This is a genomic window from Actinomadura sp. 9N215, assembly GCF_044326345.1.
Taxonomy (GTDB): Bacteria; Actinomycetota; Actinomycetes; order Streptosporangiales; family Streptosporangiaceae; genus Spirillospora.
In genome coordinates, this window is sequence record NZ_JBIRBA010000025.1 from 40,177 (window position 1) to 65,117 (window position 24,941).

Sequence of the window (24,941 nt, forward strand, 5' to 3'; positions counted from 1 at the left end):
CCTCCCGGTCTCAGCCACGGTGCACGCTCACGTCGCTCAGCTTCCCGCGGATCCGCAGGACGATCACCGGCGGGTTACGGGGCTCGCCCTCCGGCTCCAGCGTCCGGACGACCCTGGCCCGCGGCCCGCTGGTCGTCCGGTGGTCGACGCGCAGATCGCCGAGCGCGATCTTCGCGTCCACCAGCACGCGGGCGGTCCGCGGCACGACGATCTCCAGCCCGCCGAGCGCGACCTCGGCGTCGATCGTGACGCGCTGCCCGGCGGCCAGCCGGAGCGCGGTGAGGTCGAGGTCGCCCTGCCCGACGCCGACCCTGTACACCTGGTTCGTCTGCGTGATGTCCGTGGGACGCCACTCGATCTCGCCGTATTCGGCGTTTCGCGGCGCTTCGCCCGCGACCGTGCTGGTCAGCATGGCCAGGGTCAGCACGGTGCCGGCCGCCGCGAGGCCCCGCGTCCGGAACCAGCCGCCGACGACGAGGCCGATCCCGATGACCGCGAGCGCGGGCGCCATGACGATCAGCGAGGAGTCCGGGTAGGAGTAGCCCTGCGCGACCGGGATCATCGCGGCCCCGGCGGCCATGGCCGCCAGCAGCGAGATCGTGGTGGTGGGGGAGCGCCGGCGCTCTCGCGGCTGTTTCGCCGGTGGGTCGTCCGGAAGCGTGCTGGCCCCCGCCGGAAGCGTGTCGGATTCTGGCGACGGCGTGGCCTGCGCCGCCGAGTACGCGGCCAGGTCGATCATGCCTTCGGGGAGGCCGCCGCCGCCCTGCGCGGACGGCGCGTCCTTGGACAGGGACACGCCGCCGACCACGACGGTCTCGGCCCGCGTCCACTCCGCGGCCGGCTCCGGCGTGTGCCCGGCCAGCCGCTCCGGGACGGACCGCGCCACGGACACCAGGTCCACGCCCCGCGAGTGCGCGACGAGCAGCGCCAGCCCGAGCACGACCAGCAGGGCGATCGTGTCGGTCACGGCGGCGCCGAACAGGCTGAACGCGACGCCGGCGGTCAGCAGCGCGCCGAGGACCGTCAGCACGGCCCCGGCGTCGAACCACCGCTTGAACAGCCGCTCGGCGAACGACGACACGCCCGGGTTCGCGGGCATCAGCAGCGCCGCCGCGATGTAGAGGAGGACCCCCTGACCGTGCGCGAGGACCAGGACCGCGAACCCCACACGGAAGATGACCGGGTCGAGACCGGTGTAGCGGCCGAGCCCGGTGCACACGCCGGCCAGCACGCGGCGGCCGCCGTCACGCGCGAGCCGCTGGTACCCCGCGGCGACCCGAACGGCACCCGGCCCGGCGTCACGCCGCCCGGTGGCGTCGCCTTGCTCGGCGTCACGCTGCCCCTCGCCGACCTGCTCGGCGTAGCCCTGCCCTTCGTCGCGCTGCTCGGCGTCGCCTTGCTCGGCGTCGCGCTGCTCGGCGGCGTCGCGCTGGGCTTCGTCGCGCTGGGCTTCGTCGTGCTGGCCGGTTTCGGGGTGATCGCCGTCCCGCTGCCCGGCGTCGAGGTGATCGGCGTCGTGCCGGTCGTGGTCGCGCTGCCCGCCTTCGCGGCGGCCGCCTTCCTGGTCGCTCCCCATGACGACCATCCTGACGTGCGACGTCCCGCGAACGGTATCGGGGACGTCCCTGAGCCGACCCTGAGGAAAGCCGGGGGCACGCCCCTGATGCGGTCCGCGGCCCCGGCGTGTGACGATCGTTGACGTGGGAGAAGAGACGGCCGGGCAGCCCGGCGCGACGTCCGCCACGGCCGGGCGGTCGGGCGCGACGTCCGCGACGGCCGGGCGGTCAGGTGCGACGGCGCCGCCGCCCGCCGCGCCGCTGACGTCCGCCGCCGCGGGACGCCTGGAGCGGTCCGCGGACGGCAAGCTCGTCGCCGGGGTGTGCCGAGGCCTCGCCCTGCATCTCGGCGTGGACGTGCTGATCGTCCGCGCCGCGTTCGTCCTGCTGACGATGGCGAGCGGGATCGGCATCGCCGCCTACATCGCGTTCTGGATCCTGGTCCCCGCGCCCGAGAAGCCCGAGCGGGCGGAGCGCCGGCGGCGCGGCCGCGACTGGGGGCAGCTGCTGGCGTACGGGGCGGTCACGCTGGGCCTGGCCGTGCTGCCGTGGGGGAAGGCCGGGGTCGTCCAGTGGGCGCTGTGGCCGTTCGTCGTCGGCGGCGTCGGCGCGGCGATCCTGTGGCAGCAGGCCGACCGCGACCAGCGGCAGCGGTGGACGCTCCCGCTCCGCCAGCGATGGCTCCGCAGCCTGCTCGGCCTCCTGCTGGTCGTCGGCGGCATCGGCGGGTTCGTCGCGCAGAAGGTCGAGGCCGCGCAGGCCCGCTCCGTCGTCATCGCGATGCTGATCATCCTCACCGGGGTCGCGGTGATCGTGACGCCGTGGGTGGTGCGGCTCTGGCAGGACCTGGACGCCGAGCGCCACGAGCGCATCCGCTCGCAGGAGCGCGCCGAGCTGGCCGCGCACGTCCACGACTCGGTACTGCACACGCTGACCCTCATCCAGCGGAACGCGCACGACACGCGCGAGGTGCAGCGGCTCGCCCGGTCCCAGGAGCGGACGCTGCGGACCTGGCTCTACCAGCCGCGCGCCGACCCCGACCAGACGTTCGCCGCCGCGATCAGGGAGATCGCGGGGGAGGTGGAGGACGACCACGGCGTCCCGATCGAGATCGTCTGCGTCGGCGACACGGCGCTGGACGATCGGCTCGGCGCCACGCTGCAGGCCGCGCGGGAGGCGATGGTGAACGCGGCGAAGTACGCCGAGGCGTCGTCGGTGTCGGTGTACGCGGAGGTGGCGGGCGACGAGGTCGCGATCTTCGTCCGGGACCGCGGCAAGGGATTCGACCTCGACCAGGTCCCGGACGACCGGATGGGCGTCCGAGGGTCCATCATCGGACGTATGGAGCGCAACGGCGGCAAGGCGACCGTCCGGACCGCGCCGGGCGAGGGCACCGAGGTGCGCTTGGAGATCAAGAAGTCGTGAGCGGAGCGAACCGGGGGGCGCGGCGGATCGTCCCTGCTCACGGGGTCGTCCCCAGTCAAGGGAGCAGGGTGTGAGCGAGGCGTTGAAGAGGGTCGTGCTGGTCGACGACCATCAGATGTTCCGGACCGGCGTCAAGGCGGAGCTCGGCGGCGGCGTCGAGATCGTCGGGGAGGCCGGCGACGTCGACGAGGCCGTCTCGGTGATCCGGGCGGCGCAGCCGGACGTGGTGCTGCTGGACGTGCACCTGCCCGGCGGCGGCGGCATCGAGGTGCTGCGGCGGCTGCAGGGCGCGGTGTCGTCCAAGTTCCTGGCGCTGTCGGTGTCGGACGCCGCCGAGGACGTGATCGGCGTCGTGCGGGGCGGCGCCCGCGGCTACGTCACCAAGACGATCTCCGGACCCGAGCTGACCGACGCGATCGGCCGGGTCGCGGACGGCGACGCCGTGTTCTCGCCGCGCCTCGCCGGGTTCGTCCTGGACGCGTTCGCCGCCACGGACGTGCCCGCCGTCGACCCCGAGCTCGACCAGATCACCCAGCGGGAGCGGGACGTCCTGCGGCTGATCGCGCGCGGCTACGCCTACAAGGAGATCGCCAAGGAGCTGTTCATCTCGGTCAAGACGGTCGAGACGCACGTGAGCAGCGTCCTGCGAAAGCTCCAGCTGTCGAACCGGCACGAGCTGTCGCGCTGGGCCGCCGCCCGCCGCCTCGTCTGACACCCGCACCCGACCCGCCTTGCCCGCAGTCGACCTGCCTTGCCCACGGTCGACCTGCCTTGCCTGCGCTCGACTTGCCTTGGCCACGGTCGACCTGCCTTGCCTGCGCTCGACTTGCCTTGGCCACGGTCGACCTGCCTTGCCTTGCGCTCGACCGGGCTGGTCTGGGGCAAACGACTATGCATGCCCGGGCGGTGACATGGCGTAAACGTTTTCGGGGTAAGCGTGAGCAAATCGTCATATGAGTTTTGGGTGCATCATGATCGCCTCTGCCGCGGGTTGTGGGACAGTCCCTCTTCATGACCTATCCCCCCGGACCCGGACATTCCGGTCCCGCCCCTGACTCTCCCTACCACCCTCCGCCCGCGCCGGGTGGCCCCGGTGCCTACCCGCCTGCGCCGCCCGGCCCGCCCGGACCCGGCATGCCTGGCCCCGGTATGCCCGGCCCTGGCATGCCCGGTCCGCCCCTCCCGTCCGGGTATGGGCCGCCGTCCCAGGACGGTAAGACCAACGGCATGGCCATCGCCGCCTTCGTCACCGGCCTTCTCGGGTGCTTCGGCGTCCTCGGCCTCATCCTCGGGATCGTCGCCCTCAGGCAGATCGGCGACCGCGGCGGCAAGGGGCGCGGCCTCGCGATCGCCGGGATCATCCTGTCGTGCCTGTGGCTGGTCTGCGGCGGGGTCGGCTACGCGCTGCGCGCCGGCGGCGACTCCGGCTCCACGTCCTCCGGCGACGCCGGGAAGAGCCCTTCGGTGACCCAGACCAAGCCGAAGAAGGTGGACGTGACGAAGATGAAGGTCGGCGACTGCATCAACGACAACAAGGGCACGTCCACCACCGCGACCGGCGCGCCGGTCGAGGTCGAGACCGTCAAGATCGTCCCGTGCGGCGGGCCGCACGACGGCGAGGTGCTGGCCGTCTTCAAGCTGCCCAACGACATGCTGCCGTCCGAGAACCAGCTGAGCCAGCTCGCCTCGGCCGGGTGCAAGCAGCGCACGCAGGGCAAGATCAGCCGCGACCCGGCGGCCAACTCGCTCGCCACCTCCTATTACTACCCCACGCTTGAGTCGTGGACGTCCGGCGAGCGCGACGTCACCTGCGTCGCCGTGTCCGCCACCGACGGCAAGAAGCTCACCCGGCCGATCCGCGGCTGACGTCCCTTCGCTGGGCGGCCGGCCCGCCGCCTGGCCCGGACCCGCAGGACCCGCAGGATCCGCAGGAACCTCAGGATCTTCCGGACGCTCCGGAGCCCAGAACCCCCTCTGGACGCTCCGGAGCCTACGAATCTAAGGGCGGCGTGAGACGCGCAGAGCGTCCACCACCATGTCCGCGACGTGCTCGACCGTGGACACGCCCGCCTCCATCGTCGGGCTTTCGCCGCTGCACACCGCGACGAGGAAGTCGTGATCGCGTCCGGTGATGCGGCCGACGCTGTTCACCGTCCAGCCGCTTCCCTGGTCGTGGACCGGCGTCCACCCGTTCTTCAGCGCCACCTTCTCGCCCGGGAGCGCGGCCGCGCTGATCCCCCACGCCTGCTCGTCCACGACGGAGCCCATCAGGCCCAGGATGTACCGGCGGCCGGACGCGTCGATCGGGCTCCTGTCCGACGCCAGGCCGGTGAGCAGCCGGACCTGGTCGGCCGGGCTCGTCCAGGACGACCCCCACGACGTCTCGAACGGCTTCGTGTCCGTCATCCCGAACCGCTGGTTGGACTTCCGGACGCCCGCGCCATGGCCGGCGTCGGAGTACAGGGCGTCCGCCGCCGAGTTGTCGCTCTCCCGGATCATCTGGCTCGCCAGGTCGCGCTCGCCGTCCGACAGGCCCCGGCGGTCGCGCTGCCGCTGCAGGACGAGGCTGGCCAGGATGTCGACCTTCATGATGCTGGCGCTGACGAAGTCGCCCTTCTCGTTCTCCCCGAAGGACAGGCCGGTGCGCAGATCGGTGGCCATCACCCCCGCCTTGCCCGGACGTGTCCCGACGTAGGCCCGGACGGCCTGCCGCAGCCGCGCCGCGTCGAACGGACGGGCCCCGGCCACGGCCGCCCCCTGTCCGGCCCCCGGCTTGCCGATCGACTCCGTGGCGCCCACGACGACGCCCTTGCGCTGCGGCCCGTCGAAGTCGACGAGCCAGTGGACGGTGAGCCCCGCCCCCGTGGCGCCCGCCGCGAGAGCGAGCGCGATGATATGACGACGTCGCATCGATCCCCCCGAATTCGTGCGACTTCCCGCGATAGATGCGGGGCCTTTCCGCGATGCCGCGGCTCTTGCCGTCCAGCGACCCAGTGGGCCCAGTGGCCCTGCGGCTGGTGCGGCGCTGGTTAGAGCGCGCCTGGCAGCCGGGCCGGGCAGCCGGGTTCGCAGCGCTCGGAATGGCGCGCCACCCGGCGGGCGTACGAGCCGAACCGGCGGCGCAGCACGGCGCGCGTGAGCGGCCCGGTGCCCGGGAACCCGTCGAACGCGCCGCGCCAGCGGATCAGCGTGCCCGCGGAGTGCGGCTCCAGCGTGATGTCAGCCCGGAAACGGCGCGGCGCCCCGGCGAGCACGACGACGGCGGCAGCGAGCGCCGTGTAGTGCACAAGCGCGGTGTAGCCGTAGTGCCGTGGCGGATCCCAGGCCACGACCTCCTCGCGCCGCGGCGGGACGTACCGGACGGCCCCGATCCCGTTCGGATGCTCCTCGCCCGCGGTCTCCCGGCGTCCGCGGGTCCAGAACCCGCCCCACTCGCCCCACGCCTCCGCCACGCACAGATGCTTGAAGATCACTTCCGGCGCGGCACGGGAGGTGGCCGTGGCCTCGACCTCCTGTGCCCTGATGATCCCATGCGGCATGTCAACCCCCCGAGTTCCGTCACATGGGGTACATGCCCGATCTAGTCTCGATTACGGCCTGTGAGGAAACGTATTTGGACGGTGATTGCCGTGCGAGGCGGCTCAGGCGGTGTCGATGACCTGGAAAGACTCGGCCAGCCGGCCGTCCGGGAGCCCCGCTGCCACGGCGTTGCCCGTCATCCAGCCGCGCAGCATCTCCGTCAGACCGTCGCCCATGTGCGCGGTCTGGCTGGCGTGCGCCCGCAGCGCGTTCACCTTCCGGTCGAACCGCTCCGTGACGTCGACGTAGTGGTTCACGAGGGGCCCGCCGCTGATCCACACCTCGCGGGCCGTCCAGGCGTCGAGGCCCTCGTCGGCGAGCAGTTCCGGGAACGCGTACGGGTTGCGCGCGTCCGGGTAGACGGCGTCGAGCGCGGCCGAGCCGACCGCCCGGTGGTCCGGGTGGCTCGGGTAGATCCGCTCGTAGTTGCGCTCCGGGCTGGACGTCAGCACCCGGTCGGGCCGCACCTGCCTGATCACCCGCGCGATGTCGCGGCGCAGGTCCAGCGTGGCCTCCACCCGGCCGTCCGGGCGGCCGAGCCACCGGACGTCGCTCACCCCGACGCACTTGGCCGCCGCGCGCTGTTCCTCCCGCCGCAGCGCGGCCATCTCCGCGCGCGTGATCCCGTCGTCGAACCCGCCCGCGTCGCCGTCGGTGACCATGAGGTACACGACCTCGACGCCCCGGTCCGTCCAGCCCGCCACCGTGCCCGCGGCGCCGAAGTCGACGTCGTCGGGATGCGCCATCACGACCAGGATCCGCCGCAGGTCGCCGTCGTCCAGAACATTGGTCACGGTTTCAACAATAAGGACCCTGAACGGTAACTGGTACACCCCCAGATCAGGAGAGGTCTCTCACGTCCGGGAAGGACCCGGGAAGGACTGGAGGGACGCGAGCAGCCGCTCCTGGAACCGCGGCACGTCACTGCCGACCGCGACCTTGACCGGACGGCGGGTGTCCTCGGCGGGCAGCGACCGGGCGTCCCACACGGTCGTGCCGCGCGTCAGCTCCCCGCGCAGCTCCACCCGGACCGGACGATGCGCGTACTCGCCGAGATCCGGTTCGACGGCGAGCATCGCGGCGAGCGCGTCGTGGATGACCGCGCCGCGGCGGCGGAGCGTCGGCGTGTACGCGTCGATGTAGAACTCCAGGACGCGGGCGGCGAACCGGGCGACGGGGGTGTCGTGCGCGGCCAGCCGGTCCAGCCAGTCGTCGTGGACGGCGGACGGGTGGGTGGCGTCCAGCGGCACCAGCACGATCGGCCAGTCCGCCGCGAACACCAGGTCGGCGGCCTCCGGGTCGTGCCAGATGTTCGCCTCGGCGTGCGTCGTGATGTTGCCTGGATGGTCGAACGCGCCGCCCATGACCACGACCTCCCTGATCAGCGACGGCAGCTCCGCGTCGAGCAGCAGCGCCGCGCCCAGGTTCGTCAGCGGGCCGGTCGCGAGGAGTGTCAGCTCGCCGGGCATCGCCCGGGCCAGCCGGACGATCTGCGCGGCGGCGGGCTCGGCAGTGGGCCGTCCCGCCGGTTCGGGCAGGTGCGTGTCGCCGAGGCCGTCCGTGCCGTGCCAGTCGACCGCGAAGTGGACGTCCTGCGCCATCGGCCGGTCCGCGCCCACCGCGACGGGCACACCGCCCTGCTCGCCGGTCTCGATCCCGGCCGTTTCCAGCACGCGAAGCGTGTTCAGCGCGCCGGTCAGCGGATGGACGTTGCCGTGGACCGTGCCGATCCCCACCAGCCTCGCCTCGCCCGCCCGGACGAGGGACGCCAGATACAGCAGGGTCATCGCGTCGTCGATGCCGGTGTCGCAGTCGTACAGAAATGTGGGTGCTTTTGTCACGGATGCAACCTATCCGGCCGGGTACCTGCCAGGGTGCTCCCCTGATTGGGCCTGGGACGTGGGGCCGCACCGGGGTAGAGCTGAGACATGCGCAAACTCATCAACGCCCCGGCGGACGTGGTCTCCGACGCGCTGCGCGGCCTGGCCGCCGCGCATCCCTCGCTGAAGGTCGACCCGGACGGCGGGACGGTCGTGCGGGCGGACGCGCCGCGCGCCGGGAAGGTCGCCCTCGTGTCGGGCGGCGGGTCCGGGCACGAGCCGCTGCACGCCGGGTTCGTCGGCCACGGGATGCTCGACGCGGCCTGCTGCGGCGAGGTCTTCACGTCGCCGGTGCCCGACCAGATCATCGCGGCGACGATGGCCGTGGACGGCGGCGCCGGCGTCGTCCATCTCGTCAAGAACTACACGGGCGACGTCATGAACTTCCAGCTGGCCGCCGAGCTGGCCGAGGACGAGGACATCGAGGTCACGTCCGTCGTCGTGAACGACGACGTCGCCGTCGAGGACAGCACGTTCACCGCCGGGCGGCGCGGCACCGGCGCCACGCTGTTCGCCGAGAAGATCGCCGGTGCGCTCGCCGAGGAGGGCGCGGACCTCTCCGCCGTGGCCGCGGTGGCGCGGGAGGTGAACGAGCGCAGCCGGTCGTTCGGCGTCGCGCTGTCGTCCTGCACCGTTCCGGCCGCCGGGACGCCCACGTTCGAGCTGGGCGAGGACGAGATGGAGCTCGGCATCGGCATCCACGGCGAGCCGGGCCGCGAACGCGTTGAGATCGGCACCGCGGTGGAGATCGTGGACGCGGCGTTGAGCGCGATCGACGCCGACATGCCGTTGTCGGGTTCCGAGGTGCTGGTGCTGGTCAACGGCATGGGCGGGACCCCGCTGATCGAGCAGTACGTCGCCTACGCGGCGGCGGCCGAATGGCTGGACGGGCACGGCGCGACCGTCGCCCGCCGCCTGGTCGGGCCGTACGTGACCAGCCTGGAAATGGCCGGATGCATGATCAGCGTGTGCCGCCTGACGCCCGAGCTGACCCGCCTCTGGGACGCGCCCGTCGACACGCCCGGGCTCCGGTGGGGCCGATGAACGCCTCGGACGTCGCGTCCTGGATCCGGCACGCCGCCGAACTCGTCTCCGCCGACGCCGACCGGCTCACCCGGCTGGACGCGGCCATCGGCGACGGCGACCACGGACTCAACCTCGACCGCGGCTTCCGCGCCGCCGTCGAGGCGCTCCCCGACGACGCTCCGCCGGGCAAGGTGCTGATCGCGGCGGGCCGGGCCATCGTGTCCAAGACCGGCGGCGCGTCCGGGCCGCTCTACGGGACGGCACTGCGCCGCGCAGGCAAAGCCCTCGCCGACGCGGACGCCGTCGACGCCGCTGGTGTCGGCTTGGCGCTCCGAGCCGCGCTCGACGGTGTCCAGGACCTGGGGAAGGCCGCCGAGGGCGACAAGACGATGATCGACGCGCTCGCTCCCGCCGTCGCGGCCTACGAGGCGGCGCTCGCGGACGGCTCCGGCCTCGCGGCCTGCGTGCGCGCCGCCGCAGGGGCCGCGGCCGAGGGCGCGGAGGCGACCGTCCCGATGCAGGCCCGCAAAGGACGGGCCAGCTACCTGGGACCGCGCAGCGTCGGCCACATGGACCCCGGCGCCTCGTCCACCGCCCTGATCCTCCGCGCCCTCGCGGACGTCGCCGGGGAGGGATGACATGGTCGGGATCGTCATCATCTCCCACAGCCGGACACTCGCGGAGGGCGTCGCCGAGGTGGCCCGCGCGATGGGCGTCGGCAAGGCCGTCGTCGAGCCCGCCGGAGGCGACTCGGAAGGACGGCTCGGCACCAGCATCGACCTCGTCGAGCACGCCGTCGCCGCGGCGGACGGCGGCGACGGCGTGCTGCTGCTCGCCGACCTCGGCAGCTCCGTCCTCACCGCGAAGATGCTCATCGAGGACGCCGACGGCGAGAACGTCCTGCTCGCGGACGCGCCGCTGGTCGAGGGCGCGGTCGCCGCCGCCTCCATGGCCGCGACCGGCGCGGACCTCGCCGCCGTCCGCGCCGCCGCCGAGTCCGCCTTCGACCACCGCAAAACCTGAACCCGGCCTTGCTCTACTCGGACGGGCCCTGGAGGAGTATGCCGAGCACGGACGAGACGCCCGCCGTCGGATCGCCCCGCACCTCGTACACGCGCGTCCCCTCGGCGGCGCCCTCGCCTGCGCCTGCGCCCTCGTCCTGTTCCTGGACGGTGATCCGGTAGGCGGGAAGGTCGGCGCCGATCTCGCCCTCGTCGCCGCGGGCCTGCGCGGCGGCGAGGGCGTCGACCGCCGCGCGGACGCGTCCGGCCCGGCCTGCGGGGAGGTCGGCGGTGTCGTACTGCGCGACGACCGTGGTCCGCCCGGCGAACCCGCCGGTGCTCTCGATCTTCACGCGCATGTGCCGCCACACCTCCCCGCCTGCCGGTTCGCTCCGGACGACTACTTGCTGAAGGCCCGGCGCAGTTCGTCGAGGTCCTCCCGGAGGATGTCATCGTCCTCCAGCGAACCGCGCTTGGCCAGCTTCTCCGGTGCGATGACCTGGTATTCGGGCATCTGCATCGTCCCGCAGCAGCGGGACCTGTCCTGCTCGGCCCGCAGGCTCGCCGAATGCTCGTCGAGCGCCTCGACCTCCGTCACGTCCCGTCCGTCGCCGGTGTAGTCGGCGTCGGTCATGTTCATCCGCCCGCTCATCAGGTCGGTCAGCGGCGTCGCCGCCGTCGTGATCTCCCGGACGGCGAACCGGTTGCGGATGAACGTCCGGTAGATCGCGGGGTCGCCGCGGCCCGACGAGATCTGCAGCATCTTGTTCGCGACGTCCACGTACCGCGCGCCGGTCGCCGGGGACGCGACGATCGCGTCGAACACCAGCCGGCACAGCGCGGCGGACGCCTCGATCAGTACGACCGCCGGGTCCTTGGTGCGCCGCTGCCGGTCCGTCTCGAAGGCGAAGATGTCCGCGAGCACGTCGTAGATCGCGCCGGTGAACACCTGCGAGATCGCGTGCACCTCGTTGCCGACCTGGCTCAGCTTGAGATCGTTGTCGGCGTTGCGCAGCCCGGACGGCATGCCGAGCGCCCGGCCGAACTCCTCCGCGACGTCCGCCAGGAACGACTTGTCGTGCAGGTTCGCCTTGGTCAGCGCGACGAGCGCCTCCGCCTGGTCCGGCTGCGCCAGCGCCAGGAAGATCGCCGTGATGTCGCCGAACGACTCGTGCAGCCCGCCCGTCTGCGGCGGGCCGTCCGCCGACAGCCAGCCCGGCTTGAGGCCGTCGAGGATCGCGTGGCCCGTCTCGTGCGCGACGATGTCGAACGACCGGCACGTGTGGACGACGTTTGTCTCCGGCTGCCCCTCCGGGGTGAAGAACAGGAACTTCAGCGCCTTCGCTGTCCGGCTGTAGAACGCGTTCGCGCCCACCCCGGCGCGCGGGAACACCGAGATGCGGTCGGTGTTGCCGCCGACGTTCCACGCGAACGGGATCGGGTTGCCGCCGTTGTGCCGCTCGTACATGGCCATCGCCTGCCGGACGACGGCGAACGTGTGCGCGCAGTCGAACTGCGGGCTGCCCGCGGCGAACACGAAGTCGCCGTTGACGTTGCGCGCCACCGGGGTGACGCCTTGCAGCTCCGTCCGGACCCGCGCGTCCGTCGGGCCGTTCAGCACCACGGACGGGACGAACGTCAGCCGGGCGCCCAGCTCCACGACCGACGGGTCCTGCTTGTAGATCAGGAACCGGTGACCGGCCCGCGCCGGCACCGGGACGGGCACCGGCCTCGGGACAGGCTGCGACGCCGCCGGGGCCGCCCCCTGCACGGCCGAGGTCCTGGACCCCGCTCCGGGCCGCTGCGCCGGGACCTCGAACTGCGTCGTCCCCGTGTCTCGGCGTTCTTGGAAGTCCTGCTGGTGGATCTTCATTGAAACCACCTCCCCTTTACGGTGCGCGAGTCCCTGCTGACCCTGCGCTCCCGAGGGTGGACACGCCTGCCTGAACCCTGCCTGTGTGCGTGGCGTTCGCCCTACCCCGCTCTCGCGGTGCTCTCTGTATGGCGCACGCCGTACGGCTCCCTGCCACCGGCTTGGCCCAGTCCGACCGGGGTCCGGGCCGGCTGGTTCCAGCTAGGTCGGCCTGACCAGGCCCCGGTTGATCCAGACGCTGCCCCGCTTGGCCCGGTCTGACCAGTCGCTGGTCGGCTTGGCCCGGCTGACCAGGCGCTGGCTGGGTTGGGCCCGGGGTGGCCGGGTCCGATTGGCCGGGGTCCGGGTTGGTTGGCTCCGGGTCGGTCGGTCGGCTGGGCCCGGGCCGTCCGGGGATCCGGGGGTCCAGGCCAGGCCGTCCGGGGTCCGGGGTCCGGGGCCGGGTCAGGTTCAGGTGGGTTTGGGTGGGCCGGGTTCGGCGAGTCGTGTCCGCCCCGTCCAGCCAAACGCTGCGCTGGTCAGGAGATCGAGTCAACCCACGGGACTCAAAAGGCTCGCCATCTGTCCACATGCAGCCGCGGGACGTCCACTTGTTGCCATCGGGTGGGAAAAGGAGAGCGGTCGTGCAGGCGGCGCGGGTTCGCGGAGACGCCGAAAACGTCCGTCCAGCGCCGTAGACTCGCACATGATGTCGAAGACCGAAGCCAACCCCTTGCTCGACGGCCTCAACCCGCAGCAGCGTGAGGCCGTCCTGCACTCCGGCGGCCCGCTGCTGATCGTCGCGGGCGCCGGGTCGGGCAAGACCCGGGTGCTCACGCACCGCATCGCCTACCTGCTCGGCGAGCGGGAGGCGCATCCCGGCCAGATCCTCGCGATCACCTTCACCAACAAGGCCGCGGCCGAGATGAAGGAGCGGGTGGACGCGCTGGTCGGGCCGCGCTCGCGCGCCATGTGGGTGATGACGTTCCACTCGGCGTGCGTGCGGATCCTGCGGCGCGAGGCCAAGCGGCTCGGGTTCCCGACGAGCTTCTCGATCTACGACCAGGCCGACGCGAACCGCCTCATGGCGCTCGTCTGCCGCGAGCTCGACCTCGACCCGAAGCGGTACCCGCCGAAGGCGTTCAGCGCGCAGGTCTCCAACCTGAAGAACGAGCTGATCGACTACGAGACGTTCAAGGCGCGGGCGTCCACGCACATGGAGCAGACGCTCGCCGAGGCGTACGAGATGTACCAGGCGCGCCTCCAGCAGGCCGCCGCCATGGACTTCGACGACCTGATCATGATGACGGTCAACCTGCTGCAGGTCTTCCCGGAGGCCGCCGAGCACTACCGGCGCAGGTTCCGGCACGTCCTCGTGGACGAGTACCAGGACACGAACCACGCGCAGTACGAGCTCGTCCGGGAACTGACCGCCCCGGTGGAGGGGGTGGGCGCGGCCGAGCTGTGCGTCGTCGGCGACGCCGACCAGTCGATCTACGCCTTCCGCGGCGCGACCATCCGCAACATCCTGGAGTTCGAGCGCGACTACCCGGACGCCACCACGATCCTGCTGGAACAGAACTACCGCTCCACGCAGACGATCCTGTCGGCCGCCAACGCCGTCATCGAGCGCAACGCCGACCGCAAGCCGAAGAAGCTCTGGTCCGACCAGGGCGAAGGCCACAAGATCATCGGCTATGTGGCCGACAACGAGCACGACGAGGCCGCGTTCGTCGCCCGCGAGGTCGACCGCCTCAGCGACGACGGCGAGGCACGCCCTGCCGACGTAGCCGTCTTCTATCGCACCAACGCACAGTCCCGCGTCTTTGAAGAGGTCTTCATCCGCGTCGGGCTGCCGTACAAGGTCGTCGGCGGCGTCCGGTTCTACGAGCGCAAGGAGATCCGCGACGCGCTCGCCTACCTGCGCTGCCTCGCCAACCCCGAAGACGCCGTCTCCCTTCGCCGCATCCTGAACGTTCCGAAACGCGGCATCGGCGACCGCGCCGAGGCGTGCGTCGAGGCGTACGCGTCCCGCGAGCGGATCTCGTTCTGGCAGGCGCTGCGGGTGCCAGAGGACGTGCCCGGCATGGCGACCCGCTCGATCAACGCCGTCCGCGACTTCGTCGTCCTGCTGGACGAGCTCCGCGCCGCCGCCGAGTCCCTCACCCCGGCCGACCTGGTCGCCGAGATCCTGAAAGCGAGCGGATACCTCGCCGAACTGCAGGCGTCCAAAGACCCGCAGGACGAGACCCGCGTCGAGAACCTCCACGAACTCGAAGCCGTCGCCCGCGAGTTCGAGGAACGGTTGGACGGTGAGCCCGCAGAAGGCCGCCTTCCTGAATTCCTCGAACAGGTGGCCCTGGTCGCCGACGCCGACTCCATTCCCGGCGGCGCCAAGGGCGGGCCGGTACCGCCCGGCGAACAGCCCGAACAGACCGAGGGCGGCGTCGTCACACTCATGACCCTGCACACCGCCAAGGGTCTGGAGTTCCCCGTCGTCTTCCTGACGGGCATGGAGGACGGCGTTTTCCCGCACCTCCGCGCCATGAGCAACCCGAAGGAGCTCGAAGAGGAACGCCGACTCGCCTACGTGGGCATTACTCGCGCCCGGCAGCGGCTCTACCTTTCGCGCGCCACGATGCGCAGCGCCTGGGGCGCGCCGCAGGTCAACCCGCCGTCCCGGTTCCTCGGGGAAGTGCCGAAGACGCTTGTGGAATGGGAGCGCGAGGCATCTTCGACGTCCGGATCGGCCATGGCGCAAATGGCGTCCCGGCCGGGTGTGCGGTCGCCTGGCAACCGTCCTGTTCCGTCACTCACGCCCGGCGACAAGGTCACCCACGACGCCTTCGGCCTCGGAACCGTCGTCTCCGTCTACGACGGCGGCCAGAAGGCCAGCGTCGACTTCGGCGGCGACTACGGCGTAAGGACCCTCGTCCTCCGCTACGCCACCATCGAAAAGCTCTAACGCACCACCCTCCCCCCAGCACCACCCGCCACCGCACAACGAGAACCAAAACTCAGCGACCCACCAGCTCCACCCGCTGCCCGGCCCACGCGCTGCCCGCTCCACGCGCTGCGTAGCCATGCAGTGTGCGCGGCCCATGCGCTGTCCGGTCCACGCGCTGTCCGGTCCACGCGCTGTCCGGTCCACGCGCTGTCCGGTCCACGCGCTGCGTAGGCCATGCAGTGTGCGCGGGCCATGCGCTGCCCGCTCCACGCGGTGCCCGGTCCATTGCGGAGGTCACGCAGTGCACGGGCCACCCAGTGCATAGGCCTTGCGGTGCGTAGGCCTTGTGGTGTGCGCGAGCATGCGGTGTGTGCGGGCCATATGGGAGGCGACGGGACGGGTTTGTCCGTTCCACGCGGCGTGTCTGTGCGGGGGCCGTGTGCTTCATGCGGCTTGTGCGTTGCCATGGATTCCATGCGTTGGTCCGTGTGCCTGTCTTGGGTTGGCGGTCGACATTTTAGTCTGGTCGTCTTACTTATTAGCGGTAATGGTGATGGGGCGTGGCCGCACCGAGGCAGGAGATATGGGGATAGTCCGAGGCTCGTTGTTTCTGTCAACCTGGCTGAATTTGACTTGTTCTAAGTTCTAAGGTTCGGGTGGGGTGGCGCTGCGTACGGGGCCGCCCCTCCAAAGTCAAGGGCGCTTCGCGTCGCTTCGCGATGGGACTTCGTCCCACCCTTGACTTTGGAGCCTCTGCGGCCCCTGGGAGCAGCTTTCGTCGGGCAGGCTCCGCCTGCCCCCTGCCCGACGCGCCACCCCACCGTCCAATTCCCTGTGTTCTGGGGTTGGGTGGTTAGGGGCCTTGAGGTGTTTGGAGTGTGGGTCTGATTTGGCTTGGCTCGGGCTGTCTATTTGGTGATAGAAGTGCATCTTTATTTGGGGGTGGGTGGGGTGGTCGTTTGGTATTCTGGGGTTATGGGTTCAGTTGAGGTTGATCTGGGGGTGGCGTCCACCATGGAATTGGTGCGCGCTATTGCCGCGATCTCTCGCGAACTCGCCGGACGTTGCGCGCCCGATTCTCCCGCGGCCTGCATGGAGCTTGCTGAGACTCTGGTAATGGCCTCTGATCGGCAGGAAAGCGCGCTCGCCGAACTGGTCGGCCGGGTGGACGCCTCCGGCGAAATGCGCCGCTGGGGTCTGCCGTCCACGCAAGCGTGGCTGCGGTCGCGGCTTGGGATGAGGGAGTCCCGGGCCAAGGAGCGGGTCACCCTCGCCCGGCAGCGGCACCGGCTGCCCCGCGTCGCCAAACTCCTGGCGACCGGTGAACTGACCTACGGCTATGCGTCGACCGTGGCCGACGCCGTCGCTCGCCTTGAAGACGACGATTGCGCGAAGGCGGAGGCTCTACTGCTCGACATGGTCGACCAGGGTTTCTCGGCTGGGAAAGTCGCCTCGTTCGGTCGCCGCATCCGCGATGTGATCGCCGAGCGCGACGGCACCGAGACCGCAGACGAAGACTCCCAGCGTGGTTACGAGCGCTCCTGGATCACGTCCACGCGCTCACTGGACGGCGGCCGCTACGTGAAGGGTTGGCTGAACGCCGAGGACGCCGCCGTCTGGGACGGCACTCTCGGCCCGCTCGCCAAGCCCGCCGGAACAGACGACCGCCGGGATCTGTCGGAACGCACCGCTGCGGCCCTGACCGGCGTGCTGGCAGGCGGGCACCGCGCCACCAAGGTCACCATCATCTGCGACCTGGACACCCTCACGGGCGGCACCACCCCGGGTCGTCTCTCCGACGGCACGCCGATCCCCGCTGAGCAGGCCCGCCGCATTGCCCTCAATGCGGGTGTCTCGCCGCTGATTCTGGGGCGCGGGCATGTGCCGCTGTACCTCGGGCATCGGGCCCGGTTCGCCACACCCGGCCAACGGCAGGTCCTCGAAACGCTCTACTCGACATGTGCGGTGCGGGGATGCGAAGTGCCCGGCACGCTGTGCGAGGTCGACCACGTCGGCGGCTGGGCCATGGGCTGCCCCACCGATATTGACCAGCTCGCCCTCTGCTGCGGATGGCACAATCGTTTCAAACACACGAACGCCGAACAGGTACATATCGTCCGCGACGCCACCGGACGATATGTCTACCGCGTTCTCGCGCCACCGGACGCCAATGGCCCACCCACTGAACTCGCCCAGGCCGCGTGACCACACTCGCGTTCAAGTGTCGACTGGACGGTCTCATCTGACATAGGTGGCCGCGGGAGGACCCTCAGGCATCCCGAAAGGCATGAACCTATGCGCATTCCTTCAGAGACGACCTCGAACAACGTTTCGGAACGTCTCTTCACCCTGAACGACATCACCGGTGTCCTATGATCGCCCGCCGATGCGACGAGCGCCTGCCCGCCCTTTCGTCCTGTTGGGCCATGGCGGCGGGTCAGCACAAGAAGGCCCAGGAGTGGCGGCACGGGCCCATCGCTACATAACGGATTGCGGCTTCGCCGTGGCGTCCATTGATGCCCCAGGGCACGGCGACCGGCCCAAGGCCGAGCAGGACAAGCGGTTCGCCACAGAAATCCGTGAACGGATGGCGGCTGGAGAGCACGTCGGGCCGCAAATCGCTCGCCATAACGCCGCACTGGCAGCGCAGGCCGTCCCGAATGGCAGGCAGGCCGTACTGGACGCCATCCAGGGGCTCGATCACGTCGCCGCGGACGGCCCGTCGGCGACTGGGGCGTGTCGATGGGCACGGCGGTCTGCGTGCCGTTCGTCGCGGCCGAACCGAGAGTCATCGCAGTCGTCTTCGGCCTCGCCGGATACGAAACCTTGGCCGACGCCGCGGAGAGGGTCACCGTCCCGGTCGAGTTCCTGATCCAGCGGGACGACGAACTGGTACCGCGCGACTCGGCTCTGGCCCCGTTCGACGCCTTCGCATCCCCAGAGAAGACGCTCCACGCCAACCCCGGCCGCCACGCCGACGTACCGATCTATGAAAGAGCCTCTTTAAGCCAGCCAGGCGGCAGCAGAGCACACCGAACTGACAGTCAAAGGTCTGGCGCGGATGCAGAATCGCTGACTTGGAGACGGTGGGGTGGCGCGTCGGGCGGGGGCAGGCGGAGCCTGCCCGATGAAAGCTGCACCAGGGGCCGCAGAGGCTCCGAAGTCAAGGGTGGGACGAAGTCCCATCGCGAAGCGACGCGAAGCGCCCTTGACTTTGGAGGGGCGGCCCCGTACGCAGCGCCACCCCACCGCCGGTATAGAACCACCGGCCCAGAGTCCACGAATCCGAAAAACGCGTAAATCACGTCCCCAAGATCACTCTAAACAGGCTAAGACAGAAAGCAGATCAGCGTTTGGAGATCGACGACAAGAAAGCGTCCAGGATCTCGGTTTGGCGGGCGGGTGGGAAGCGGTCCGGATCGAAGAGTGCTTGGACGACCAGGCCGTGGGTGAACGCGGCGACGGTGGCGACAAGGCCATCGACATCGGATGAAGCGGGAAGCTCGCCACGGTCCACCGCCGCCGCCACGTGGGGACGGAGGCGGCCGCGCCAATGGTCGTAGCGGCTCTTCTCGCGAATGGCCAGTTCGGGGTCGGCCAGCGCGCCGTCCCACGAACTGACCCAGATGCGGTTCATGGCCGCCGAGCCCGCAGTGAGGGGGAGGACGTCCAGTAGCGCCGAACGCAGGGCGGGCAGGCCCTCCGCCTGAACCCCGCGGACGCGACGGTTCGCAGTGCGCTCGTCGGCGACGTCAAGCGCGTAGTTGACGAGGGTCTTCTTGTTCGGGAAGTAGTGGGTGAGCAGGCCCGTCGAGGCGCCCATCTCGGCGGCGACGGCGCGCAGCGTCAGGCCGCCGAAGCCACGGTCGGCGAGGACGCGCCACACGGCCTCGGAGACTTCGCGGCGGCGGGCGTCGTGGTCACCTCGGGCCGGCACTCCCGTATCGTACATAACAAACGTTCGGTACGTATCCCCTCGGGAGGCCCCCATGTTCGCTCGCACGCTCGCCGACGACGCGGAACTCCGTCCGCTGGAGCCGTGGCAGGCCGCCGAGTTCGCCGAGCACGCGGACAGGGTTCGCAAGGACATCGACTACTACATTCCGTGGGCGCGCACGGTCGTGGACGAGGCGTCGGCCCGCGAGTTCCTGCAGACGTACGCGCTCAAGCTGGCCAAGGACCAAGGCCGCATCTACGGAATCTGGGTGGACGGCGTCCTCCAAGGCGGGACGGTGTTCCGCACGTTCGACGCCGCGATGGGCGTCTGCGAGGCCGGGGTGTGGCTCGCCGAGGGGGCACGCGGACGCGGCCTGATCACCACCGCCGTCCGGTACATGATCGATTGGGCTTTCGTGGCACGCGGGATGCACCGGGTCGAGTGGCTGTGCGATCCCCGGAACACCGCCAGCGCGGCCATCGCGGAACGGCTGGGGATGACGTGTGAGGGCGTCCTGCGGCAGGGCTTCGTCCTGGGCGGCGACCGCCGGGACGTGCAGGTCTGGTCGATCCTCGCGGACGACTGGCAACCGACCGAGCACCAGCCGACCGAGCACCAGCCGACCGAACGGCAGTCGACCGAACGGCAGCCGACCCGGTGACCACAGACCCGAAGGACGGCGACCAGTCAGGCGACGGTGGGTAGGGTAATCTGCAATTCTTCTTTACTCCTTACCTCCCGTGGAGTCCTTCTTGCAGGTCGAGCATGTGGTGTTGCTCTTGGTCGCCGCTGTCGCGGCGGGGTGGGTGGACGCGGTGGTGGGAGGCGGCGGGCTGATCCAGTTGCCCGCGCTGTTGCTGGTCAATCCCGGGCAGCCGGTGGCGACCGCGCTGGCCACCAACAAGCTCGGCTCGATCATGGGCGTGTCGTCGGCGGCGGTCGCGTATGCGCGGAAGGCCAAGCCGGATCGTCCGGTCGCGTTGGCGGCGGCGGGGATCGCGGTGTGCTGTGCGGCGGGCGGTGCGCTGTGCGCCGCGGCGATCTCCTCGGACGTGCTCAAGCCGGTCATCATGGTCGTCCTGCTGGCCGTCGCCGCGATCGTGGTCCTGAAGCCGGACCTCGGACGGGTGCCGGAGCCGGTGCTGCGGACCCGGCGGAGGGTCGCGGCGGCGGTCCTGGTCCCGGGGGTCGCGATCGCCTTCTACGACGGGCTGGTCGGGCCCGGCACCGGGACGTTCCTGGTCGTCGCGTTCACCGCGCTGCTCGGCATGGACTTCGTCAACGCCTCCGCGACCGCGAAGATCATCAATGCGGGCACCAACCTGGGCGCGCTGGTCGTCTTCGCGGCTCAGGGACATGTGCTGTGGACGATCGGCATCGCCATGGGCGTCGCCAACATCGCCGGCGCCCAGGTCGGTGCGCGCATGGCCATCAATCGCGGGGCCGGATTCGTCCGCGTGGTGCTGCTGTGCGTGGTGACCGCGCTGGTCGTCAAGCTCGGCTTCGAGCAGTTCCGCTGATCACCCTGGCGCAGGCGTCGCAGGCGTCGCAGGCGTCGCAGGCGTCGCGGACGTCGCAGACGTAGTGGGCGTCGCGGACGGCGGGATTGGGAGGGGCTTCTCCAGGGCCGACAAAGTGAGGAGGATCAGCGACGCCGTCCAGCCGAGTGGGGCCGGGCCCGCCTGCTTGCCGGTGGGGCCGACCTTCTCCGGCAGGACGCCCAGGGGAGTGCGGTGCGCGGTCAGCCAGTCGAGGCGGCCGATCGCCTCGGACGTCCGGCCCGAGGTGGCGGCGTTGAGGCCGAACAGGGCCGTCTCCGGCGTCCAGGCGACGTCGGGGTTGCCGGACCAGCGTTCGCCCGGCAGGACGCCGCCGTTCGGCAGCGCCTGCTTGCGCTGCGCGTCGGCGATCGCGGTGGTCACGCCCTCGTCGGCCTGCGCGAACGGCGGCGCGAGGAACGTCACCGCCGTGTCCATCAGGCCGCCGCGGATGGGCGAGCGCGGGTAGCCGTAGGGCGCGAACTGGCGGGCGACCGCGTCCGACACGCGCTGCGAGGCGCGCTGCCAGTCGGTCGCCTTGCCGTGCTCGCCGCGGGCCCGGGCGAGGTCCGCCGCGGCCCGCAGGCCCGCCAGCACCGGCGCGACGACGCCGAGCGTCGGGCGCCGCGGGTCCTCCTCGCGGCGGTGGTCGCGTTCCCAGTAGTCGGACGAGGCGGGCGGCAGGCCCTCGGCGTCCAGCGACCAGGCCAGATGGTCCGCGGCGCGCCGCACCATGGGCCACAGGTCGGGCAGATCCTCGGGCGACCGCGCGTGGACGCGGTAGAACCACGTCGCCCACAGCACCCAGCCGACCGAGTCGAGCTGCGGCGCCCGGCCGTCGGCGACCGCCGTCCCGTCGGGGTTGTAGCGGGCGGCCCACATGCCGTCGTCGTGCTGCGCGCGGGCGAGGAAGCGCAGGATGCGGCGGGCCTCGGACGGGTGCCCGGTCGCGGTGAACGCGGCGGCGGCGAACGCCGAGTCGCGGGGCCAGGAATACCGCCACTTCGTGTACCAGGACGCGAGGGACGCGCCGTTCGGACGGGTGAGGAGCCGCAGGTCGAGCAGCGCACGCGCGGCCATGTCGCGGTAGCCGCCGCGCTGCCCGAGGGCCGGGCCCGTCACGGCGGCCGGGGCGGGCCCGCCGGTCGGGACGGTGCCCTGCGCCAGCCACGAGCTGTCGGACCTGACCGCCTGCTCCACCCGGGGGTCGGACGCCTCGACGGTGACGGGCGTCTCCCCACCGGACGGGATGAGCCTGATCCGCCCGTCCGCGAGCCGGACGACCGAGCTGTCGGGCAGGTAGGACGCGCCTTCCGCCTGCTCGGGGGACAGCGGGACGCCGGCGAACGGCCAGCCGCCCCCGCCGATGAGCCCGGGGCTCGCCCAGCCGGGGCCGGCGCGGTCGGGCACGTTGGCGCCGCCGGTCGCGATGATCGCCGCGCCGATGAGCAGGGCGGTCACGCGGCGGAGTGTGCGCGTGTTCCCGTGCCTTCTCGTCCGCCTGCGGGTGGGCTTCCGCTTGCGGGTGGGGCGCGCCTGGCCTGGAGACGGCGGGATCAGGATGGTCTCGGCTGAGACGATTCCGCTCGGGACGGCGTCTTCGACGGGAAGCGCGGCGGTGCCGGCTGGGCGTGCGGGTGTCTCGGCGAGGAGAGGGTCGGTGAGGACGGGCGCCGCGACGGTCGTGTCCCGTTCCTCCGCCATCGCCATGTGCTCGCCCCCTTTTGCCGCACCACCCGTCAGCCACCCCGGCTGTTCACCGAAGCGAAATAAGTACATCAAACTACGTCAATTGGTTCATCCTCCTCACGTGCCACTCGTGCCCTCCCCTTGAGGCGGACACACCCTCGTTCAAGTAACACTCGCAGGTATAGGGCCCCGGCGGCCTCACCATGGAGAGGGGTTGACTAGGCTGCATCGACGGAGCGGACCGCAGAGTGCCGGCCGCACGGAAACCCGTGTAACCCCCACTCGTGTGGTCGATCGACTGTCGATCCGTTAAAGGACGCCTCGTGGACCTGTTCGAACATCAGGCGAAGGACCTCTTCGCCGAGTACGGGGTACCGGTGCCCACCGGCAAGGTCGCCCATACTCCCCAGGAAGCCCGGGCCATCGCGGCGGAGCTGTTCGCCGCGGGGAGCTCGAAGGTCGTGGTCAAGGCCCAGGTGAAGACCGGCGGCCGCGGCAAGGCCGGCGGCGTGAAGCTGGCCGACTCGGCGGACGAGGCGCAAGCGCTCGCCGACCGGATCCTCGGCATGGACATCAAGGGCCACACGGTCCACAAGGTCCTGATCGAGGAGGGGAGCGCGATCGCGCAGGAGTACTACTTCTCCTTCCTGCTCGACCGCGCCAACCGCACTTTCCTGTCCATCTGCTCGGTCGAGGGCGGCGTGGAGATCGAGGACGTGCCGCACGACCGGCTGGGGCTGGTCCCGATCTCGCCGCTGCACGGCGTCGACCGGGCGAAGGCCCGCGAGATCGCCGAGCAGGGCCGGCTCCCGCAGGAGGCCCTCGACGGAGCCGCCGAGCTCATCGAGCGCCTCTGGGCGGTGTTCACCGACGAGGACGCGTCCCTCGTCGAGGTGAACCCGATGATCCTCACCGCCGACGGCCGGGTGATCGCCCTCGACGGCAAGGTCACCCTGGACGACAACGCCGCCTTCCGCCAGGAACACGAGAAGCTTGAGGACAAGGGCGCCGCCGACCCGCTGGAGGCGGCGGCGAAGGCCAAGGACCTCAACTACGTCAAGCTCGACGGCAGCGTCGGGATCATCGGCAACGGCGCGGGGCTGGTCATGTCCACGCTGGACGTCGTCGCGTACGCGGGCGAGGAGTTCGGGGGCCAGAAGCCCGCGAACTTCCTCGACATCGGCGGCGGTGCGTCCGCGGAGGTCATGGCGAACGGGCTGGAGATCGTCCTGTCGGACGGCGCCGTGAAGTCCGTGTTCGTGAACGTCTTCGGCGGCATCACGGCCTGCGACGCCGTCGCCAGCGGCATCGTGTCGGCGTACAAGCTGCTGGCCGACCGCGGCGAGACCGTCAACCGGCCGCTGGTCGTCCGGCTGGACGGCAACAACGCCGACCTCGGCCGCAAGATCCTCAACGATGCGGCGCTCCCCGGCGTCCAGCAGGTCGACACCATGGACGACGCGGCCAAGCGCGCCGCCGAACTCGCGGCAGGTGCATGAGCGATGGCCATCTGGCTCACCGAGAACAGCAAGATCATCATTCAGGGCATCACGGGGTCCGAGGGCAGCAAGCACGGCCGCCGGATGCTCGCGTCCGGCGCGCGGGTCGTCGGCGGCGTGAACGCGCGGAAGGCCGGGCAGACCGTCGAGTTCGACGGCACGGCCCTGCCCGTGTTCGGCACCGTCAAGGAGGCCATGGCCCAGACGGGCGCGGACGTCTCCGTCGTGTTCGTCCCGCCGAAGTTCACCAAGGACGCCGTCGTCGAGGCCGTCGACGCGGAGATCCCGCTCTGCGTCGTGATCACCGAGGGCATTCCCGTCCACGACACCGCCTACTACTGGGCGTACGCCGAGTCGAAGGGCGCTGCGTCTTCTGGAACCACGGGGACGCGCGTGATCGGGCCGAACTGTCCCGGCATCGCGTCCCCCGGCAAGTCGAACGCGGGGATCATCCCGGCCGACATCACCACGCCGGGCCGGATCGGGCTCGTGTCCAAGTCGGGCACGCTGACCTACCAGATGATGTACGAGCTGCGCGACGTCGGCTTCTCCACCTGCGTCGGCATCGGCGGCGACCCCGTCATCGGGACCACCCACATCGATGCGCTCAAGGCGTTCCAGGACGACCCGGACACCGACGCCATCGTCATGATCGGCGAGATCGGGGGCGACGCGGAGGAGCGCGCCGCCGCCTACATCGAGCAGCACGTGACCAAGCCGGTCGTCGGCTACGTCGCCGGGTTCACCGCGCCCGAGGGCAAGACGATGGGCCACGCCGGAGCGATCGTCTCCGGCTCCGCGGGGACCGCGCAGGCGAAGAAGGACGCCCTGGAGAAGGTCGGCGTCCGCGTCGGCAAGACTCCGAGCGAGGCCGCCGTCCTCATGCGGGAGATCATGAAGAACCTCTGACGTCCCTCCCACGCCCGAAAGACGCCCGAGCCGCCCAGCGGCCGGGCGTCTTTCGCGTCCGCCCCCGCCCTCGCATCGGCGTCAGGTCGAGTCGGCTCGGGCC

22 protein-coding genes are annotated in these 24,941 nt (G+C 71.0%); 12 read left to right on the forward strand and 10 right to left on the reverse strand.

Features of this window, described 5'->3' with window-relative positions; all coding sequences use genetic code 11:
* Positions 1-10 precede the first annotated feature (10 nt).
* A complete protein-coding gene (locus tag ACH34T_RS33190; RefSeq protein WP_396024901.1) occupies positions 11-1,576 on the reverse strand; it encodes a PspC domain-containing protein in 1,566 nt (521 codons plus the stop codon).
* Positions 1,577-1,817: 241 nt separating this feature from the next.
* Here ACH34T_RS33190 and ACH34T_RS33195 point away from each other — a divergent pair, with 241 nt between their 5' ends.
* The 3 genes from ACH34T_RS33195 to ACH34T_RS33205 all read left to right on the forward strand — a co-directional run bounded on the left by ACH34T_RS33195 (position 1,818) and on the right by ACH34T_RS33205 (position 4,847).
* Positions 1,818-2,981, forward strand: a complete 1,164-nt coding sequence (locus ACH34T_RS33195; RefSeq protein ID WP_396024995.1) for a PspC domain-containing protein — start codon at positions 1,818-1,820, stop codon at positions 2,979-2,981.
* Positions 2,982-3,051: 70 nt separating this feature from the next.
* Positions 3,052-3,693 (forward strand): LuxR C-terminal-related transcriptional regulator, encoded by a 642-nt coding sequence (locus ACH34T_RS33200; RefSeq protein ID WP_396024902.1) that lies wholly within the window; start codon positions 3,052-3,054, stop codon positions 3,691-3,693.
* A gap of 452 nt (positions 3,694-4,145) precedes the next feature.
* Positions 4,146-4,847 (forward strand): DUF4190 domain-containing protein, encoded by a 702-nt coding sequence (locus tag ACH34T_RS33205; RefSeq protein ID WP_396024903.1) that lies wholly within the window; start codon positions 4,146-4,148, stop codon positions 4,845-4,847.
* Between the two features lie 132 nt (positions 4,848-4,979).
* Here ACH34T_RS33205 and ACH34T_RS33210 read toward each other — a convergent pair whose 3' ends face one another.
* From ACH34T_RS33210 to ACH34T_RS33225, 4 genes are all read right to left on the reverse strand, one after another.
* Entirely contained in the window at positions 4,980-5,891 is a 912-nt protein-coding gene (locus ACH34T_RS33210) for a serine hydrolase (RefSeq protein WP_396024904.1), read from the reverse strand.
* A 119-nt stretch (positions 5,892-6,010) separates the two neighbouring features.
* On the reverse strand, positions 6,011-6,520 hold the full coding sequence (locus ACH34T_RS33215; RefSeq protein ID WP_396024905.1) for an SRPBCC family protein: 510 nt from the start codon (positions 6,518-6,520) through the stop codon (positions 6,011-6,013).
* A gap of 102 nt (positions 6,521-6,622) precedes the next feature.
* Entirely contained in the window at positions 6,623-7,306 is a 684-nt protein-coding gene (locus ACH34T_RS33220) for a PIG-L deacetylase family protein (RefSeq protein ID WP_396024996.1), read from the reverse strand.
* A gap of 108 nt (positions 7,307-7,414) precedes the next feature.
* On the reverse strand, positions 7,415-8,401 hold the full coding sequence (locus tag ACH34T_RS33225; RefSeq protein WP_396024906.1) for a nucleoside hydrolase: 987 nt from the start codon (positions 8,399-8,401) through the stop codon (positions 7,415-7,417).
* Between the two features lie 87 nt (positions 8,402-8,488).
* Here ACH34T_RS33225 and dhaK point away from each other — a divergent pair, with 87 nt between their 5' ends.
* From dhaK to dhaM, 3 genes are read left to right on the forward strand one after another with little or no spacing between them, the layout of a single operon-like run.
* On the forward strand, positions 8,489-9,484 hold the full coding sequence (gene dhaK / locus ACH34T_RS33230) for a dihydroxyacetone kinase subunit DhaK (protein ID WP_396024907.1): 996 nt from the start codon (positions 8,489-8,491) through the stop codon (positions 9,482-9,484).
* Entirely contained in the window at positions 9,481-10,104 is a 624-nt protein-coding gene (dhaL, locus tag ACH34T_RS33235; protein ID WP_396024908.1) for a dihydroxyacetone kinase subunit DhaL, read from the forward strand. Before dhaK ends, dhaL begins: the two co-directional genes overlap by 4 nt.
* A gap of 1 nt (position 10,105) precedes the next feature.
* Positions 10,106-10,489 carry a dihydroxyacetone kinase phosphoryl donor subunit DhaM gene (gene dhaM, locus ACH34T_RS33240; protein WP_396024909.1) on the forward strand — a complete coding sequence of 128 codons (384 nt, stop codon included), beginning with the start codon at positions 10,106-10,108 and terminating at the stop codon, positions 10,487-10,489.
* A gap of 13 nt (positions 10,490-10,502) precedes the next feature.
* Here the strand turns inward: dhaM and ACH34T_RS33245 are convergent, their stop codons facing one another.
* Together ACH34T_RS33245 and ACH34T_RS33250 are read right to left on the reverse strand one after the other, a co-directional pair.
* On the reverse strand, positions 10,503-10,826 hold the full coding sequence (locus ACH34T_RS33245) for a protealysin inhibitor emfourin (RefSeq protein WP_396024910.1): 324 nt from the start codon (positions 10,824-10,826) through the stop codon (positions 10,503-10,505).
* 41 nt (positions 10,827-10,867) lie between these two features.
* The gene (locus ACH34T_RS33250) at positions 10,868-12,340 is read right to left on the reverse strand and encodes a hypothetical protein (RefSeq protein WP_396024911.1); all 1,473 of its coding nucleotides are present in this window, start codon (positions 12,338-12,340) and stop codon (positions 10,868-10,870) included.
* A gap of 688 nt (positions 12,341-13,028) precedes the next feature.
* Between ACH34T_RS33250 and pcrA the strand changes: the two genes are divergently transcribed.
* Both pcrA and ACH34T_RS33260 read left to right on the forward strand, forming a co-directional pair.
* On the forward strand, positions 13,029-15,284 hold the full coding sequence (gene pcrA / locus ACH34T_RS33255; protein ID WP_396024912.1) for a DNA helicase PcrA: 2,256 nt from the start codon (positions 13,029-13,031) through the stop codon (positions 15,282-15,284).
* A gap of 957 nt (positions 15,285-16,241) precedes the next feature.
* Positions 16,242-17,471, forward strand: coding sequence for a DUF222 domain-containing protein (locus tag ACH34T_RS33260; protein WP_396024913.1), 1,230 nt, complete (start codon positions 16,242-16,244; stop codon positions 17,469-17,471).
* Between the two features lie 232 nt (positions 17,472-17,703).
* On the opposite strand, the gene ACH34T_RS33265 is transcribed toward ACH34T_RS33260, so the two are convergent.
* A complete protein-coding gene (locus ACH34T_RS33265) occupies positions 17,704-17,970 on the reverse strand; it encodes a hypothetical protein (RefSeq protein ID WP_396024914.1) in 267 nt (88 codons plus the stop codon).
* 642 nt (positions 17,971-18,612) lie between these two features.
* Positions 18,613-19,203: a TetR/AcrR family transcriptional regulator gene (locus ACH34T_RS33270; protein ID WP_396024915.1), complete on the reverse strand. Its 591-nt coding sequence runs from the start codon at positions 19,201-19,203 to the stop codon at positions 18,613-18,615.
* Between the two features lie 52 nt (positions 19,204-19,255).
* Here ACH34T_RS33270 and ACH34T_RS33275 point away from each other — a divergent pair, with 52 nt between their 5' ends.
* Both ACH34T_RS33275 and ACH34T_RS33280 read left to right on the forward strand, forming a co-directional pair.
* On the forward strand, positions 19,256-19,864 hold the full coding sequence (locus ACH34T_RS33275) for a GNAT family N-acetyltransferase (RefSeq protein ID WP_396024916.1): 609 nt from the start codon (positions 19,256-19,258) through the stop codon (positions 19,862-19,864).
* 91 nt (positions 19,865-19,955) lie between these two features.
* Complete coding sequence (locus ACH34T_RS33280; protein WP_396024997.1) at positions 19,956-20,723, forward strand: sulfite exporter TauE/SafE family protein; 768 nt, start codon at positions 19,956-19,958, stop codon at positions 20,721-20,723.
* Here the strand turns inward: ACH34T_RS33280 and ACH34T_RS33285 are convergent, their stop codons facing one another.
* Positions 20,724-22,451: a glycoside hydrolase family 15 protein gene (locus ACH34T_RS33285; protein ID WP_396024917.1), complete on the reverse strand. Its 1,728-nt coding sequence runs from the start codon at positions 22,449-22,451 to the stop codon at positions 20,724-20,726.
* A 302-nt stretch (positions 22,452-22,753) separates the two neighbouring features.
* Between ACH34T_RS33285 and sucC the strand changes: the two genes are divergently transcribed.
* Together sucC and sucD are read left to right on the forward strand one after the other, a co-directional pair.
* Positions 22,754-23,929 (forward strand): ADP-forming succinate--CoA ligase subunit beta, encoded by a 1,176-nt coding sequence (gene sucC, locus ACH34T_RS33290; protein ID WP_396024918.1) that lies wholly within the window; start codon positions 22,754-22,756, stop codon positions 23,927-23,929.
* Positions 23,930-23,932: 3 nt separating this feature from the next.
* On the forward strand, positions 23,933-24,838 hold the full coding sequence (sucD, locus tag ACH34T_RS33295; RefSeq protein WP_396024919.1) for a succinate--CoA ligase subunit alpha: 906 nt from the start codon (positions 23,933-23,935) through the stop codon (positions 24,836-24,838).
* Positions 24,839-24,941 lie beyond the last annotated feature (103 nt).